The sequence below is a fragment of the Xanthomonas axonopodis pv. maculifoliigardeniae genome, from assembly GCF_041519315.1.
GTDB classification, from domain to species: Bacteria; Pseudomonadota; Gammaproteobacteria; order Xanthomonadales; family Xanthomonadaceae; genus Xanthomonas; species Xanthomonas euvesicatoria.
This window is the reverse complement of sequence record NZ_CP167998.1, coordinates 665,821-681,182: the sequence shown is the minus strand read 5'-3', so window position 1 is coordinate 681,182 and position 15,362 is coordinate 665,821. Positions and strand designations below refer to the sequence as shown.

General features: G+C 65.2%; 14 protein-coding genes. 6 read left to right on the top strand and 8 right to left on the bottom strand.

Going from position 1 to position 15,362, the window contains the following annotated elements; translation table 11 throughout:
* Positions 1–18: 18 nt before the first annotated feature.
* Positions 19–714 (top strand): AIM24 family protein, encoded by a 696-nt coding sequence (locus ACDH77_RS02975; protein ID WP_014089286.1) that lies wholly within the window; start codon positions 19–21, stop codon positions 712–714.
* A gap of 338 nt (positions 715–1,052) precedes the next feature.
* Here the strand turns inward: ACDH77_RS02975 and ACDH77_RS02970 are convergent, their stop codons facing one another.
* Entirely contained in the window at positions 1,053–1,964 is a 912-nt protein-coding gene (locus ACDH77_RS02970) for a CorA family divalent cation transporter (RefSeq protein ID WP_014089285.1), read from the bottom strand.
* A 237-nt stretch (positions 1,965–2,201) separates the two neighbouring features.
* Here ACDH77_RS02970 and xopV point away from each other — a divergent pair, with 237 nt between their 5' ends.
* Complete coding sequence (xopV, locus tag ACDH77_RS02965) at positions 2,202–3,188, top strand: XopV/AopV family type III secretion system effector (RefSeq protein WP_372353725.1); 987 nt, start codon at positions 2,202–2,204, stop codon at positions 3,186–3,188.
* Between the two features lie 86 nt (positions 3,189–3,274).
* On the opposite strand, the gene cycA is transcribed toward xopV, so the two are convergent.
* Both cycA and ACDH77_RS02955 read right to left on the bottom strand, forming a co-directional pair.
* On the bottom strand, positions 3,275–4,651 hold the full coding sequence (gene cycA, locus ACDH77_RS02960; protein WP_372353724.1) for a D-serine/D-alanine/glycine transporter: 1,377 nt from the start codon (positions 4,649–4,651) through the stop codon (positions 3,275–3,277).
* A gap of 784 nt (positions 4,652–5,435) precedes the next feature.
* Complete coding sequence (locus tag ACDH77_RS02955) at positions 5,436–5,651, bottom strand: hypothetical protein (RefSeq protein WP_011346280.1); 216 nt, start codon at positions 5,649–5,651, stop codon at positions 5,436–5,438.
* A gap of 298 nt (positions 5,652–5,949) precedes the next feature.
* Between ACDH77_RS02955 and ACDH77_RS02950 the strand changes: the two genes are divergently transcribed.
* The gene (locus tag ACDH77_RS02950; RefSeq protein ID WP_014089280.1) at positions 5,950–6,723 is read left to right on the top strand and encodes a transporter substrate-binding domain-containing protein; all 774 of its coding nucleotides are present in this window, start codon (positions 5,950–5,952) and stop codon (positions 6,721–6,723) included.
* A gap of 96 nt (positions 6,724–6,819) precedes the next feature.
* On the opposite strand, the gene ACDH77_RS02945 is transcribed toward ACDH77_RS02950, so the two are convergent.
* A complete protein-coding gene (locus tag ACDH77_RS02945; protein WP_372353723.1) occupies positions 6,820–7,695 on the bottom strand; it encodes a DMT family transporter in 876 nt (291 codons plus the stop codon).
* Between the two features lie 179 nt (positions 7,696–7,874).
* On the opposite strand from ACDH77_RS02945, the gene ACDH77_RS02940 reads away from it, so the two are divergent.
* Together ACDH77_RS02940 and ACDH77_RS02935 are read left to right on the top strand one after the other, a co-directional pair.
* Positions 7,875–8,774, top strand: a complete 900-nt coding sequence (locus ACDH77_RS02940) for an SAM-dependent methyltransferase (protein ID WP_372353722.1) — start codon at positions 7,875–7,877, stop codon at positions 8,772–8,774.
* 194 nt (positions 8,775–8,968) lie between these two features.
* Entirely contained in the window at positions 8,969–9,514 is a 546-nt protein-coding gene (locus ACDH77_RS02935; RefSeq protein WP_218502790.1) for a hypothetical protein, read from the top strand.
* Positions 9,515–9,741: 227 nt separating this feature from the next.
* On the opposite strand, the gene ACDH77_RS02930 is transcribed toward ACDH77_RS02935, so the two are convergent.
* From ACDH77_RS02930 to ACDH77_RS02915, 4 genes are all read right to left on the bottom strand, one after another.
* Entirely contained in the window at positions 9,742–9,936 is a 195-nt protein-coding gene (locus ACDH77_RS02930; protein WP_057681184.1) for a hypothetical protein, read from the bottom strand.
* Between the two features lie 361 nt (positions 9,937–10,297).
* Positions 10,298–11,197 carry an NAD(P)/FAD-dependent oxidoreductase gene (locus ACDH77_RS02925; protein ID WP_338338647.1) on the bottom strand — a complete coding sequence of 300 codons (900 nt, stop codon included), beginning with the start codon at positions 11,195–11,197 and terminating at the stop codon, positions 10,298–10,300.
* A gap of 102 nt (positions 11,198–11,299) precedes the next feature.
* On the bottom strand, positions 11,300–11,773 hold the full coding sequence (locus ACDH77_RS02920; RefSeq protein ID WP_008577562.1) for an Rrf2 family transcriptional regulator: 474 nt from the start codon (positions 11,771–11,773) through the stop codon (positions 11,300–11,302).
* Between the two features lie 108 nt (positions 11,774–11,881).
* Positions 11,882–13,756 carry a diguanylate cyclase domain-containing protein gene (locus ACDH77_RS02915; protein WP_372353721.1) on the bottom strand — a complete coding sequence of 625 codons (1,875 nt, stop codon included), beginning with the start codon at positions 13,754–13,756 and terminating at the stop codon, positions 11,882–11,884.
* Between the two features lie 505 nt (positions 13,757–14,261).
* On the opposite strand from ACDH77_RS02915, the gene ACDH77_RS02910 reads away from it, so the two are divergent.
* On the top strand, positions 14,262–15,353 hold the full coding sequence (locus tag ACDH77_RS02910; protein WP_372353720.1) for a DUF1615 domain-containing protein: 1,092 nt from the start codon (positions 14,262–14,264) through the stop codon (positions 15,351–15,353).
* Positions 15,354–15,362: the final 9 nt, after the last annotated feature.

Here is a 15,362-nt window from a genome sequence, read left to right as displayed (position 1 = left end):
TCACTCCAGGACGGACCCATGGCCGTACGCACGCTCAACGAATTTCTCGCCCATTCCAAGGAAAAGGACGTCAGCCCCGATCCGTTCGAACTGGAAAACCCGCATCTGCTGGAAGTGCGCCTCGACGGCATGGTGTGGTCCAAGGCCGGCGCCATGGTGGCGCGCACCGGCAACGTCAAGTTCACCCGCGAGGGACTGCTGGAACAGGGCCTGGGCAATCTGCTGAAAAAAGCCGTGAGCGGCGAAGGCATGCAGTTGATGAAGGCCGAAGGCCAGGGCCGCGTGTATCTGGCCGATGTCGGCAAGATGATCACGCTGCTGCGCTTGAACGGCGAGGCGATCTTCGTCAACGGCAACGACGTGCTGGCGTTCGAATCGGGCGTCGAACACAAGATCACCATGATGCGCAAAGTGGCCGGCATGCTCTCGGGCGGGCTGTTCAATGTGCGCCTGAGCGGCCACGGCATCGTGGCGATCACCTCGCACTACGAGCCACTGACCTTGCCGGTCACCGCCGCCAGCGGCCCGGTGTTCACCGACCCCAACGCCACCGTCGCCTGGTCCGGCACGCTGACCCCCGAGCTGGTCACCGACGTCTCGATCGGCACGCTGTTCGGCCGCGGCTCGGGCGAAAGCCTGCAGATGCGTTTTGCCGGCGAAGGCTGGGTGGTGGTGCAGCCGTACGAAGAAGCGAGCTTCCAGGCCAAGGGCTGACCAGGCCGCCCGACAGCAGTAAGCACTGCACATTGCCCGGTTGCACGCCATGCACCCGGGCAGTTTCCCGGCCAACCCCGTAGGAGCGCCCCTGGGCGCGAGGGCCTTCCCGGTAACCCCACATCGCGCCCGGGGGCGCTCCTACGGGTTTCCCGCATTCTGCCGCGAGCTGCAGGGCGACCGAACTGCACCAGCTCGGCATTGCCTAGTCTGGAAACCGCGCGCAACAGATGATTGCGCTAACGACACGTTGTAGGAGCGCCCCCGGGCGCGAGCGCCTTCCCGGTCACGCCATAGCGCGCCCAGCAGCGCTCCCACGGTTTACGGGCGCTGATGCGTCACACCCAGCCACGCTTGCGAAACCACGCCAGCGGCACCACTACGCTCAGCGCGATGATGCCCAGCGCCCAGAAGTAATGGTCGTGCCCCTTGAGTTCGGGCATGTAAGAAAAGTTCATGCCCCAGATGCCGACCAGCACGGTGGGCGGAATGCCGACGACCGACGCCACCGCCATCACCTTCATCACGTTGTTCTGGTCCATGTTGATCATGCCCAGCACGCTGTCGAGCAGGAACTCGATGCGGTCGTCCATGTGCTGCTGGAATTCGCTCAAGGTGGTCAGGTCCTTGTGCAGCAGGGTGATGCGTTTGGCTGCATCGGCCCCGAACCAGTCCGGGGCGGCGCCATCCAGATAGGTGACCAGGCGCAGCATGCCTTGCCCTGCGTTGTGCAGGCCGCCAAGCTGGCGGCCCATGTCGCCGACCTGGTGCAACATGCGCTCCAGGCCCTTGGTCTTGTGTGGGCTGTCGAATACCAGCCGCGTGGTTTCGGTGACCGCCGCTTCCAGTCCCTCAAGCCGGTCCGCCAGACGCCCGACCAGTTGATCGAACATGCGTAGCAGCAAATCGTCAGAGCTGTGGCAGGGCTCGTGTTCCAGCCGCGTCGTCAGGGCCTCCAATGAGCCGATGCGCTGCTCGCGCAAGGTCACCAGCATGGTGGGCGACAGCGCAAACCCCAACGGCGCCGTGGGGCCGTCCTCGTCCTGGAAACGCGGCACATTGAGAAACAACACATCGCCCTGGCGACGCACCCGGCTGCTGAATTCGATTTCGCCGATCGCCGCACGATCAGGCAAGGCAAACCCCACTTTCTCAGCGGCTTGCGCCAGCTCCTGCGGGCTTGGCTGGCACAGGTCGACCCAGCAACCTGGGGTGTGCTGGGTTCCGGCAATCGGGTGGATCGTGATCATGCATCGACGGTGAGATGAAAGAGCCCAAGCATCCTCCGCGTCCACCATGGCGTCAACGCCGGCACATGCCCATCGGCGACGGCGACGACGGCCGTCCCTGGTCACACCTGCAATTCGCCGTGCGGTTTCTGCAAGGCAGCGAAAGCGTTCGCCAAATCGCACATCGATTCTGCTGTGCGCGGTATGCAGTTTCTGGCTGTCTTACATTTTCCGCTCACGCATTCCAGGAGTACGCGCATGAAGATCTCCGGCTCGGCGTCTGGCGGGCTACACGAGCCTATCGGTCATGTGGATCCGCGACATGCCCCAGCGGTGTGCGACGACATCCAAATCGGCGTCCATTCCCAGCTTCGCGAGCTGCCCCGCCTGCGCCGAAGCGCATCAGCCAAGGGGCGATCGCCGGCGTTCGTCGCAGACAGCAGCCATCTCGATACGCTGTTCGGCAGCACCCAGCCTGCGCGCGGAAAGCTTCTAAAAGACGGTACCCACCGGACGCCGATCCAGGCTCAGGAAATAACGGAGGCTCCCGAGCACGTCAAGATCAATCCAACACGCCTGTTCGTCTCGACCGGTCCGGCACTGAAGACGCTGCATCGTCTCGATCCAGCCAAGCTATCCAACGATCTCGGGCTGAGCGAGGACGCCATCGATCGCATCAGGAGCACCCCGACGTTCCGCGGACAGACTGCAACCGACGTCCCGCCCAGTACGCCACTGGCTCTGCGCCTGCGCCTGGACGATCTGCGCGACAAGAAGGTGGAGTACAAATGGAACATCGCCAGCAATGGTAGCTTGGTCATCGGCGAAGGGCATCCTGGCGTGGTCCTGGACGAGCCGATGACAAGCAAGGACGCGCGCAAGAAGAAACAGCCATACGCGCAAGGCCATGTCACCCTCGTAGGCGGCCAACCATGGAACAAGACCCCCTGGCAGGAAAATCGCCGGATACCGGAAGCGCGCATCAGCGGTACGCTGTACTACAACCCGGACGGCGAGCTCTGCATCGATAACGATTCGGGGCGATTCAGCGAATATGCCGACCGAACGTCAGACCATCTCGAAAACGTCGCCAAGCTCTTTCAGCACTACGGTCTGCCGGTCACGCCGGAATGGAAAGCAAAGAAACAGATTCCGTTGCAGCGTGTGCCCGCCGGTGCGGCCATCGCGTCACCGAGCCCGGCAGAGAAAGGCGAAGCGGCGCATCCTGACCCAAGCGGTGAATGATCCACCGTCCACGCGCATCGTCATGACGGCTCGCAGCGTGCGGTCACCGCCGCACGCTGCACACGCGATGAGTTCGCGCCGATCGCTCAACGCTGCCGGTTCCCGCGGCGTTTGACTGCATAGCCAATGGTCAGGAGCAGGAACCACACCGGGCTGGCCAGCAATGCCTGACGCGTGTCGTCCTGCAGGGTGAGCAGCACGATGACGAAGCCGAAGAATGCCAGGCAGACGTAGCACATCAGCACGCCGCCGGGCATCTTGAACGCCGAGGCGGCGTGCTGCTCCGGGCGCTTGCGGCGGTAGGCGATGTAGGCGCACAGGATCAGCGACCACACGAACATGAAAAGCACCGCCGACAACGTGGTGACCAGCGTAAACGCAGTGACCAGGTTGGGAATCAGATACACCAGCATCGCGCCCAGCAGCAGGCACAGGCAGGAAAACAGCAGGCCGCGCGCCGGCACCGCCGCGCGCGACAGCTTGGCAAAGCCTTTGGGCGCATGCTGTTCTTCGGCCAGGCCGTAGAGCATGCGGCTGGTGGAAAAGATGCCGCTATTGGCCGAGGAGGTGGCCGAGGTCAGCACCACGAAGTTGATCAAACTCGCTGCCGCCGGCACGCCGGCCAGCACGAACAACTCCACGAACGGGCTCTTGTCGGCCACCACCTGTCGCCACGGCGTCACCGCCATGATGGCGATCAGCGCAAGCACATAGAAAATCAGGATGCGCACCGGGATCGAGTTGATCGCCTTGGGCAGGTTGCGGCGCGGATCGGCGGTTTCTGCAGCCGTGGTGCCGACCAGCTCGATACCGACGAAGGCGAACACCGCAATCTGGAAGCCGGCAAAGAACCCGCCGATGCCCATGGGGAACATGCCACCGTCGTTCCACAGATTCGACAGCGAGGCCACGTTGCCCGACGACGAACGGAAGCCCCAGGCCACCAGCCCGGCGCCGGTGATAATCAATGCGGCAATGGCGATGATCTTGATCAGCGCAAACCAGAATTCCATCTCGCCGAACAATTTCACCGTGACCAGATTCAGGCTCAGCAGCAACAACACGCACAAGATCGCGGGAATCCACGGCGCCAATCCCGGAAACCAGAACTGCGCATAGGCCGCAATGGCAATGACATCGGCAATGGCGGTGATGATCCAGCAAAACCAGTACGTCCACCCGCAGAAAAACCCGGCCCACGGCCCGAGTAGGTCGGTGGAAAAATCGATGAACGACTTGTATTCCAGGTTGGAGAGCAGCAGTTCGCCCATTGCGCGCATCACGAAGAACAGCATCGCGCCGATGATGAGATAGACGAACAGGATCGACGGCCCGGCCAGACTGATCGTCTTGCCAGAGCCCATGAACAGGCCGGTACCGATCGCCCCGCCGATGGCGATCAACTGCAGGTGGCGATTGGACAGGCTGCGTTGCAGATGATCGGGCGCGGACGGGTCAGACATGGGCACGGCACCGGCAAGTGAACAAGCCGTCAAAAATACGAGATCGCGCCGACGCATACCAGGGGTTTGCGCCGCGGCAACCGCAAGGGCATGGATGCGCCGGCGCATGGTGGGCAGGTCGCCCCATCATGGTGCGTCGGTGGTGGCGTGTAGACACCCACTGTCGAGACAAGCACCGAACGCGTGGGCGCTGTGCGCATTGGGCACCCGGGTACCCAGTCGCTGCGCATCGGACAGCTGGCTCGCGCCCGCCTGATTCGCCAACTCGTGCCGGTCGGAACTGCGCTGACGGATCGCTTGCCGCAATGCCCGTTGTCGCGAGGTCATCGCCGGGCAGCAAGGCAGTGCACGGCATTGATGACGACGCCAACAGCACCACATGCAATAGATCGAGCCTGCAGCTGCGCCTCAGATCACACCACGGCGCTGCTAGTGCTGCCCCATTGCAGCGCAGCCGCACACAGCATGCGCGTGCCATGCTCGCGCCCGCTTCCCCGACCGCGCGCGTGACAAGCAGCGTCGAGCGCACAACGTCGAGCGCACAAGACGGAGGACGAGCACGCAGAGACACGACGCCAGGCGAAAAAAATGGCCAACAGGAAGCAGGGCCAAACGCGACACTGACCTACTCTTCGTTGGCGCTACTATCAAGAGAACAAAACGCGGTACAGGCGTGGACGCCCGTGTCTTGAAAGACACGCGCCGACAAGTGGGACCGGCATGCGACGTGCTGTCACGGTGACGGCAGGTAGAGCTCATACCAGCGCAGTCGCACCGTCAGTACTCAACCACCCGCAAGGCCGCCGCCTACCCGCCCCGGCAGCGCTCCGTCGTCCTCCTGCTCCGGGTCGCCCACCTCATCGTTCAGGCCACCGCGTTGCGGCGGCTGTTCTTCCAGCGGCGTGTCTTCTTCGTTGGTATCGGGATCGGGCGTGCCATGTGCCAGAACAGCGGCGTCGGCGTTGGTCATGGTGCGCGCGGTGCGTGGATTCAGATGCATGAGCAGCTCCGATGGAATTCGACAGGAGCGTTAACGCTAGGCTGCATCGCGCTACTCCGCCGTGAGCCTGCAATGAGCTTGCGTGACATGCTGTTGACGTGGCGCAGTCGGCATGGCGCGAATGATCACACTCGACATCGCACGGCGCACAAGGCCCTCTTGCGCGGTCGCGCATCCACAACCGCAGACGGCCACGTCCAAGCCGGTAAGCAAGCCTGACCTGGCGCGCATGCGACGCCTTGCAGCGCAGGCCGCCGCAGCCACCGCTATCATGCCCAGACCTCGCCGAGACCATGCCATGCGCCATCGCATCTGCCTTGCATTGTTGTTGAGCTGCGGCACGGCGCACGCCGCCACACCGGCGTCGCGCCTGGATGCGGTGCTGCAATCGGGGGTGCTGCGCGTATGCACCACCGGCGACTACCGTCCCTATTCGTTGCTGCGCGGCGACGGGCAGTTCGAAGGCAGCGACATCGACCTGGTGCAGTCGCTGGCCGCCAGCCTGGACGCACGCGTGCGCCTGGTGCGCACCAGCTGGCCGCAACTGATGCCGGACTTGCTGGCCGACCGCTGCGATATCGCGGTCGGCGGGATCTCCGTCACCTTGCAGCGGCAACGCCAGGCCAGCTTTAGCGCGGTACTGGATGTGGACGGCAAGATTCCACTGGTGCGCTGCGCCGACCAGGCGCGCTACCGCAGTCTGGAACAGCTCAACCGGCCGGAGGTGCGCCTCATCGAACCACCGGGCGGCACCAACGAGGCTTTCGCGCACCGCCAGTTACCGCAGGCCACGTTGCGGCTGTTCGCCGACAACACCACCATCTTCCAAGAACTGCTGGCGCATCGCGCAGACGTCATGATCACCGACGCCTCCGAAGCGCTGTATCAGCAGGCAAGGCTGCCAGGCCTGTGCGCCATCGCACCGGAGCAACCGCTGCAATACAGCGAAAAAGCCTTCCTGCTCCCGCGCGACGACCACGCCTGGAAAGCCTATGTGGACCAATGGCTGCACCTGAGCAAGGCCAGCGGCGACTATCAACGCATTGTTGAAGGCTGGCGGCAGCCGCGCTGAATGAGCCGGGATTAGGGATTCGAAAAGCAGCAAAGCTGCACGTCAAGTCGACTAACGCTGTTACAAATCCCAATCCCGACTCCCCAATCCCCGCCGTCAAACAATCTTGGTTCGCCGCCACCAACGCGACACCTGTTCCTCGCGCACCAGGGTGAACAGACCGGCGCCCAGGATCAGCGCGATGCCCACGACCATCGGCCAGTCCAGATGATCGTGAAACAGCAGGTAGCCGAAGGCGATGGCCCATAGCATCTGGCTGTATTGGGTCGGTGCGACAAGGCTGACCGGGGCCATGCGCGTGGCGTACATCATGCAGATGGCAGCCAGCCCGGCGAGCAAGCCGTAGCCGGCCAACAAGCCCCACTGGGACAGCGTGGGCCAGACGAAGCTCGGCAACATCATGATCCCGCCCATCACCAACGGGCCGATCACGCCAGCGCCGTACAAGGTCAATCGCTTCTCGCTATGGCCGGCCATGCGCAAGGCGATCACCGAGATGGCGCCGACCAGGCCACACACGATGGCCGCCACATGCCCATGGGTGAGATGGCGAAATCCCGGGCGCAGCACGATCAACACGCCGATGAACCCGACGATCACCGCCGACCATCGCCGCCAATGCACTTCTTCCTTGAGGAAGATCACCGACAGCACGGTGACGAAGATCGGCATCAGGAAGATCAGCGCGAATGCTTCGGCCATTGGCAAGGTAGTGAAGGCGATCACCGAGGTGAGGTTGCCGATGGCGCCGGTGAGCGCACGCAGCAGCCACAGTGCCGGCTGCTTGGCCATCACCAGCTCGCGCAACTGGTCGTTTGGCTTTTTCAGGAACGGCACCGCCAGCAACATCAGCAGCGCGCCGAGAAACAGCACTTCATAGACCGGCAGCGTGCCCTCGAGCAGCTTCACGAACGCATCGCTGATCGAATAGGCCGCATAGCAGGCGAACCCCAACAACACACCTTTCAGCATTGCCCACACTCCACGGTTGACGCCGATCCGACGAGGTGTCGATACGGACTGCATGCAGTATGCGTTGCAGCGTGTGTCAGCGAAACGGCGCGGGCAGTCGACCTCGGTGGCGAGCGCATGGTGGCGGCCCGGCAGCAGATGCCTGGCCGCAACAGGTCGGTTACGATGCCGCTCCCTCCTTGCAGCGGTGCGGCACGTGCCGCACGCCGCACACAGAGCTGTCAGCCGTGCCCCACTACTCCGGCCCCCTACTCGTTCTCGCCGATGCCCAAGCCCTGCTTGCCGCGCGCGGCAGTGGTCTGACTCACTGGACCGGCTCGCTCGACCTGGGCCGCAGTACCGATACCGCCCAGCTCGATGTGCAGACTTGGCAGTGGCGCGGCCAGGGCTACCCGTATCCGGGCAAGCTCAAGGAGCGCACGCTGTACTTCTGGGATGGCGAGGATTTCGCGCCGATCTCGCGCTACAGCGGCGCATTGATCAAGCTGGTGCCCACCGAATGGGGCGCGCCCACGTTCGAGATCGATGGCATCAAGATGCTGCCGTCCGCGCAGCTGTCCCCGTTCGAGGATGCGCGGCGCAAGGTGGCGTTGGTGGATCCGCGCGGCAAGATCGTGCTGGACACCTGCGGCGGCCTGGGCTACTTCGCCGCCTGCTGCCTGGAGGCCGGGGTCGCGCAGCTGTTCTCGTTCGAAAAGAATGCCGACGTGCTGTGGCTGCGCACGCTCAACCCGTGGTCGCCAGATCCGCAGGGCGCCGCTGCCGGCGGGCGTTTGCAGCTGACCCATGCCGATATCGCGCAGCACATCGCCACGCTGGCCGACGATTCGGTCGATGCCATCCTGCATGACCCGCCCCGCTTCGGCATTGCGGGCGAGCTGTATTCGCAGGTTTTCTACGGTCAGCTGGCACGCGTGTTGCGCCGAGGCGGGCGGCTGTTTCATTACACCGGCGCGCCGAACAAGCTCACCAGTGGGCGCGATGTGCCCAACGAAGTGAGCAAGCGCCTGGCCAAGGCCGGCTTCACCACGCAACTTGCCCTGGATGGCGTGCTGGCGAGCTTGCCTGCACGGCGCTGAGTGGTGCCTCCACGCCATTGACGCTGGCGATACGGCCCGCGCGATCATCGCGTGGCGAATGCAAGACAGCGTGCACTCGCGGCACGCATGCGCACTGCATGATCACGCGAGGCCGGCATGACGGTTACCGCGGCGGTTGCAGCGTGTCGCCGGCGGGATCTGCGATACTGCCGCGCCCTCGACACGGACGTTGCATGCGCGCCCATTTGATCATTGCCCTGCTGGCCTGGCTATTGCCGGTCACTGCGACACCAACACGCGCGCAGACGGCATCGGCAAGCGCAGCATCGCAGCCGATGTCGGAAGTGACCACGCGCTATCCGGTGACCACCGCAACGGTGGGCGGGCGTGTGATCCGCCTGGGCGAACACCAGGGCAAGTGCGCGGTGTCGCGCGACGGCGACGTCGTGGTACTGAGCATCGGCGCACCTTGCTACTTCAGCACCGATCGCCAACATGCCGCGCAGGTCCATCGCTTCCATGGCAGCGACGTCGTGCTGGTACAGCACGCGCATCCAACGTCGCGACCAGACTGGGATGTGGCCGTCTACGGGCCCATCTGCGCCTTCGAAGCGCAGGCGGTACGCGAGATCGGCGGCGTGCTGGAACCCGGCGGTGTCGCCGGTTCCTGGCATTGCGACCCGACCGCGGGGGCCGACCAGAAGCAGTTCGTCTACAGCTACGACACCTGGCCCAGGCACGGTGCGCGGCGACCTTCGCGCAAGCAAAAAGCGCATTGATGGTTGTGCGAGCGCCCCGGGGCGATGCGAATCCGGCCTGCTTTTGGTCAGCGCTGTTTGCTCGACACGCCGTTTGCGCCGCGCACCAGCATTTGCACGCTGCAGACGATTGCCTGCCGCCGCGCCTCAACCGCTGGGTATCGGATGGCAGCGACGTCGCATGATCGGCGGCCACGCACACGCCGGGTCATGCAGCACGAAGACTGCAATCGCCGCCAACCGTGCCATCACCGCACGTGACTGCGCGCGCGCCAACTTGCATATGCAAACCCGCCGACGATCAGCAACGGTACGCAGCTCAGCAGCGCATCCCAGCCAACAGCAATCCAGAAGCGATGCGGGTCGCTGTCGACCAGAAAGATCCGTGCCGGCCGGCCACGAATAACGCTGACATAGCGCCCTTCGAGGATTGCCTCGAACAATCGCCACAGACGTCCGCAACATGCGATCACCGCGATACCAACCACGCCGCGCACGAGCCAGTCGATCAGGCGTGAACTCTTGCGTTCAGAGGCCGGCGGCGGTGATGGACGAGGTGTTTTCAAGCCTGAATTTCTATCCACATGGCAGCGAAGTTTACGCGCCCCCCACTCAGAGCGACCAACCGCTGCGCAGTCGTCAGGTGGGCTTGGCCGTCATTCGTCACCGGCTGCGGCGCTCTTGCACTACTGTTTTTCGCCAGGCACAGGATTCCAATGCAGGACCTGCGTCGGTCGGGGATGCGGCGCTGAGTCGCAGCCCGCACACCGCTGGCGTGCACGCGCGTCGCTACCGGCGCAATCGTCAGCTACCCAGGCCGAAGATCAGGCTGCGATGCGTTGCGACGCCGGCCATCGCGCCGCTGCCTGCCGCCAACACCACCGATGCGGCCGGGTTTACGATATCGCCACAGGCAAATACGCCCGGCACCGTCGTTGCCTGCATGGCGTCCACAGCGAGAAGGCGACCGAAAGGCCCCTCGCTGGTGGCACATCCAAGTTGCCTCACCAACGGGCTGATCTCGGTCTGGGTGGTGATGAACACCCCGTCCAACGCGAACCTCTGGCCGTCGTGCAGCACCAGCTCCAGCGCATCGCCCTCGCCTTGCAGCGCCGCCACTGCGCCGGTCACCACATGCACCGCGCGCGTCTCCAGTTGCGCCCGCTGGGATTCGTCCGGCACCAGCGTGTCGTTCAAGAACAGCCAAGTAGGGCCCCAATCCGGCAGCATGGCGGCTTGATGCGCAGCAAGCGCAGAGGTCGCGATCACACCGATGCGCCCCTGCTGCAGTTCGTAGCCATGGCAATACGGACACACGAACACCTGCCTGCCCCAACGTTCGGCCAGACCGGCCAGCGCAGGGAGACGATCGACCACCCCCATGGCCAGAATCAGCCGGCGGGTGGCATGCACGCTGCCATCGGCAAAGACGACCTCGAACGCATCCGCCTGCCCGCGGACCTGGACCACCTCGCCGTCAGCCCACTGCACGCTGGCATACGACAGCACCTGCGCACGCGCCTCATCGGCGATGCGCGCGGGCGATGCGCCATCGCGGCCCAGCAAGCCATGCGAGGTTTCGGCAAAACGATTGCGCCGCCGGCCGCTGTCCACCAGCAAGACGCGGCGTCGCGCCCGCGCCAACTGCAGGGCGGCTGACAGCCCTGCATAACTGCCGCCAATGATGATCACCTCGTGCTGCATGGTCGCTCCTGGGTGCCGACACCGATTAATGTATCTTTCGATGTTACATTAATCGACGGCGGAGACACCACGGGTATCGCGCCGCGCATCCAGTGACCCGATTCAGCGCTGCCGCGTGCGCTTGCCCGTCGCGTTGCCGCCAGATGGCGCCCTCGCGCTGCACAAGGCATCGAACTCGCTCGCCAGTGCGGCAAGCGTCACCGTGCCCAGGCGCTGCAACAGCAGCGCTTCGGCGTGGGCCAGCGCATCGGCGATTGCCGCATTGACCACACGCTCCACCCCACATTGCGGATTCGGGTGATCGGCACCGATCGCGAACAGGTGCGGGCCGCCAACCGCGCGATGCACATCCAGCAGCGTCACCTGCGCAAGATCGCAGCCGATCTGCCAACCGCCGTTGTGCCCGCGGCTGGATTGCACATAGCCGGCACTGCGCAGCCCGGCCATGGTCCGGCGCACCACCACCGCATTGGTCGACAGCATGCTGGCGATCTGCTCGGAGGTCATCGGCTGCGGGCTTCTGGCCATGTGGAGCAACACGTGCAACATGCGGGAAAGGCGGCTATCGGTGCGCATGCGGTCCTGGGTCGTTCGATCGGTTCACGGCAACCGGCGGTCGCCATCGGCCGGCAGATTGTGCCGCAGCATCGCCTCGATGTCGCAGCGCGGGTGCGTGCACCAGGATCAGCACACCGCCCATTGATCGCGCCCAGCGGTCTTGGCGGCGTACAGCGCAAGATCGGCCTGGCTCAGCAACACATCCAGCCCGGTGTCGGCGACGATGCGCACCGCGCCCATGCAAAAGCACACCGGTTGGTCGGGCGGCAGGCCGGCGATGTCGATCGCTGCCACCGCGCTGCGCAGGCGCGTAAACACCGCGGGAATCTCCTCTTCGCCACAGCCCGGCAGCACCAGCAGGAATTCTTCGCCGCCCAGGCGGCCCAGGCGATCCTGCGCGCGCAAGGCGAGCCGGGACGCACTGGCCAGTGCCTTGAGCACCGCATCGCCGGTGGCGTGCCCATACACGTCATTGATCTGCTTGAAGTGATCCAGATCGATCAATGCCAGCATGCCCGGCGTGTGCGAGCGCAAGGCCTGCTCGATCTGCTGCTGCGCCTCGGTGCGAATGGCGCGCCGGTTGGGCAGGCCGGTGAGTTCATCGCGCATCGCCAGCCGCGACAACTGCCGGCGGTGCCGTGCGCCGAAGGCCAGCACCACCAGTGCACCGAGCAGCAACAGGCAGGCCGCGCACAACGCGATCCACAGCGTCCGCTGGCCCGCTTCGCGCGCCTGCAGCGCCAGCTGCGCGGTCTCGCTGCGGCGGCGCAGCTCGGCCGTTTCGGCGCCGCGACGTGCGTCTTCGTAGCGCGCCTGCAACCGCAACATCACCGTATCGCGCTGGCGGTCCAGGCTCTGCGCACGCAGCGCGTTGGCGCGTTGCAGTTCCTGGTAGGCCTCTGCATGGCGGCCGCGGAATGCCAGCGCCTGGGCGATCGCGTCCACCAGTTGCGCACGACGGTTCAAGGTCAGGTTGGGATCGTCCGCGGCCTTGGCGGCGACGATTTCGGCGTCCAGGCCCTCAGCCTTCAACGCGATCAAGGCCTGCAGCAAGACGGCATGACACGCCGCGACGCGCCCGATATTGCCTTGCTGCTGCATCAACGGCAGGGCTTCGCGGGCCATCGTCAATGCAGAAGCGGCATCGCCGGTTTCGATCAGGGCCTCGCTGGCGCTGGTCAGCGCTGCAGCCACGCCGGCCTGGTCGCGCAGTTCGCGGCTGAGCGCCAAGGCGCGCCTGAAATGCAGCAGCGCCGCTTCGGGTTGCCTGGTTGCCAAGGCAGTGCCGAACTCGTATTCGATCAGACTGCGCTGGAAGCGCGCCGGCTGGTCGTGCAGGCGTGCGAGCGCACGCTGCAGATAGTCTTCGGTTTCGCTGTCTTCGGCGGGCCGACCACCGACGCGGCTGGCCAATGCGCCCAGTTGCGTCAACGCATCCAGCTCCAGCCCCAGGAGTTTTTCGCGCGCCGCACATTGATAGCTGGCCTGCGCCGCACTCCAGGATTCATCGCTGCTGCCGGAGGCGAGCATGCTCCACATGTCGACCGCCTCGACTTCGCACAGCAGATCGTTGCGGCCCAGCGCGCTGGCCCGTTGGCGCAGCGCTTCCAGCCGCGCCACCATGACGCGATTGGGGTTTTCGCGCACGTCGCTGAGCGCCTGCACGATATCCAGCCACAGCTGCGCCTGCGAGGTGCTGCCGTGCAGCTGGTCGAGCTTTCCGCGCGCCTGCGTCAGCGCCACCTGGCGGCGTTCGCTGTCTTCCAGTGAAATAAGCACGCGCGCCTGCGCCAGCAAGGCCCAGAACTCGGCCTCCACGTCGTGGTCGCCGCTAGCCCGCTGCAGTGCGCCCTGTGCGATCTGCAAGGCGACCACCGGGTCGTCGATGGTCGCCGCTTCGATCGTCTTCCACGGCTGCGGCTGCGCCGACACCATGCCACTGCCCAGCAGCAAGGCAAACGCAGCGAGCCCATGTCGCCACCGGACCACGCACATGCTCATCGCGTCATCACGTCGAGGGCGGGCCGCAACGTGCACACACCAAGCCGATGCCATCTGCGCATACGTGGCGGCTTGCTGGTTGTTGCGGCATTTCAAGCACTCCCACGGTTGGAGGACGCTGGAATCCAGCGGAATTTCAGGCCAAACGCCAATCTTCCGAGTGATGCGAATGGCATGATGACCAACGCACGCGGCAGGTCACGTGATCGACGCGCAAGCGGTCGTGTTCGTTATCGGCCCAGGCGGGCCATTCTTGAATCCGGATGACGGTAGAACGCGGCACATCGCACTGGCGCGCAGACGGCAGCCAGGCCGACGTCGTCGCCTGGCTATCGCGCAATGCGCCGACGCACGGCGACAAGCGATCCACCCCATCTGCCCCGATCGCCCTGCCATCGCGATGCCTGGGCACAGCAGCCTTGCGCGCCAGCTGGTGAAGCTTCCACGGCGCGGCCGCGTAAACTGCCGCACGGCAGCTGCCACCCCTCGATCTTCCGGAGACGCCGTGATCTCACACCTGCCCCGCGCGCTCACCCTGCTCGCCATCGCCTTGCTGTCGGCCTGCGCCACACAGGCCCCGCGCGCCCCCCAACGCTCGCCCGATGTGGTCAAGGCCGATATCGCGCGGCGCCTGCCGGCAACATTGCCCGACCGCGCCGGCTGGGCCAGCGATGTGTATGTGGCGCTGTCCTCGCAGGCGTTGGACACCAGCGCCGAGCACATCTGCGCAGTGCTGGCGGTGACCGAGCAGGAATCGACTTACCAGGCCAATCCGGTCGTGCCCAACCTGGGCAACATCTCGCGTGCCGAGATCGACCGCCGCGCCAGCGCGCATCACATTCCCGGCTTCATGGTCGATGCCGCCCTGCGTCTGAGTTCGCCGGATGGGCGCAGCTATGCCACGCGCATCGCTGCCGCGCGCACCGAACAGGAACTGAGCCGCATCTTCGAAGACTTCACCGGCAGCGTGCCGCTGGGCGCGCGGCTGTTCGACGGGTTCAACCCGGTGCACACCGCCGGGCCGATGCAGGTGAGCATCGCCTTCGCCGAGCAGCATGCGCAGCGCTACCCCTACCCGCCCGGCGATTCGATCCGCCACGAAGTCTTCAGCCGCCGTGGCGGGCTGTGGTTCGGTACCCAGCATCTGCTGGGCTATCCCGCCAACTACGACGCGCTGCTGTACCGCTTCGCCGATTTCAACGCCGGCTGGTACGCCAGCCGCAATGCCGCCTTCCAGGCCGCGCTGAGCAGGGCCAGCGGCATCGCGCTAGCCCTGGACGGCGACCTGCTCACGCCGGGCGCCAGCCTGGATGCGCCCGGCAGCACCGAGCGCGCCGCACGCAGCCTGGTCAGCCAGTTGGCGATGAGCGACCGCCAGCTCCGCCGCGCACTGGAGGCCGGCAACACCGCAGATTTCGCCGACTCCGACCTGTATCGCCAGGTGTTCGCGTTGGCAGAGCGCAGCGCCGGCAAGCCGCTGCCGCGTGCCGTGTTGCCCGGCATCACCCTGGAAAGCCCAAAGATCACCCGCACGCTCACCACCGCCTGGTTTGCGCAGCGGGTGAACGAACGCTGGAAGCGCTGCATGAGCAAGTAGACGAGCGGG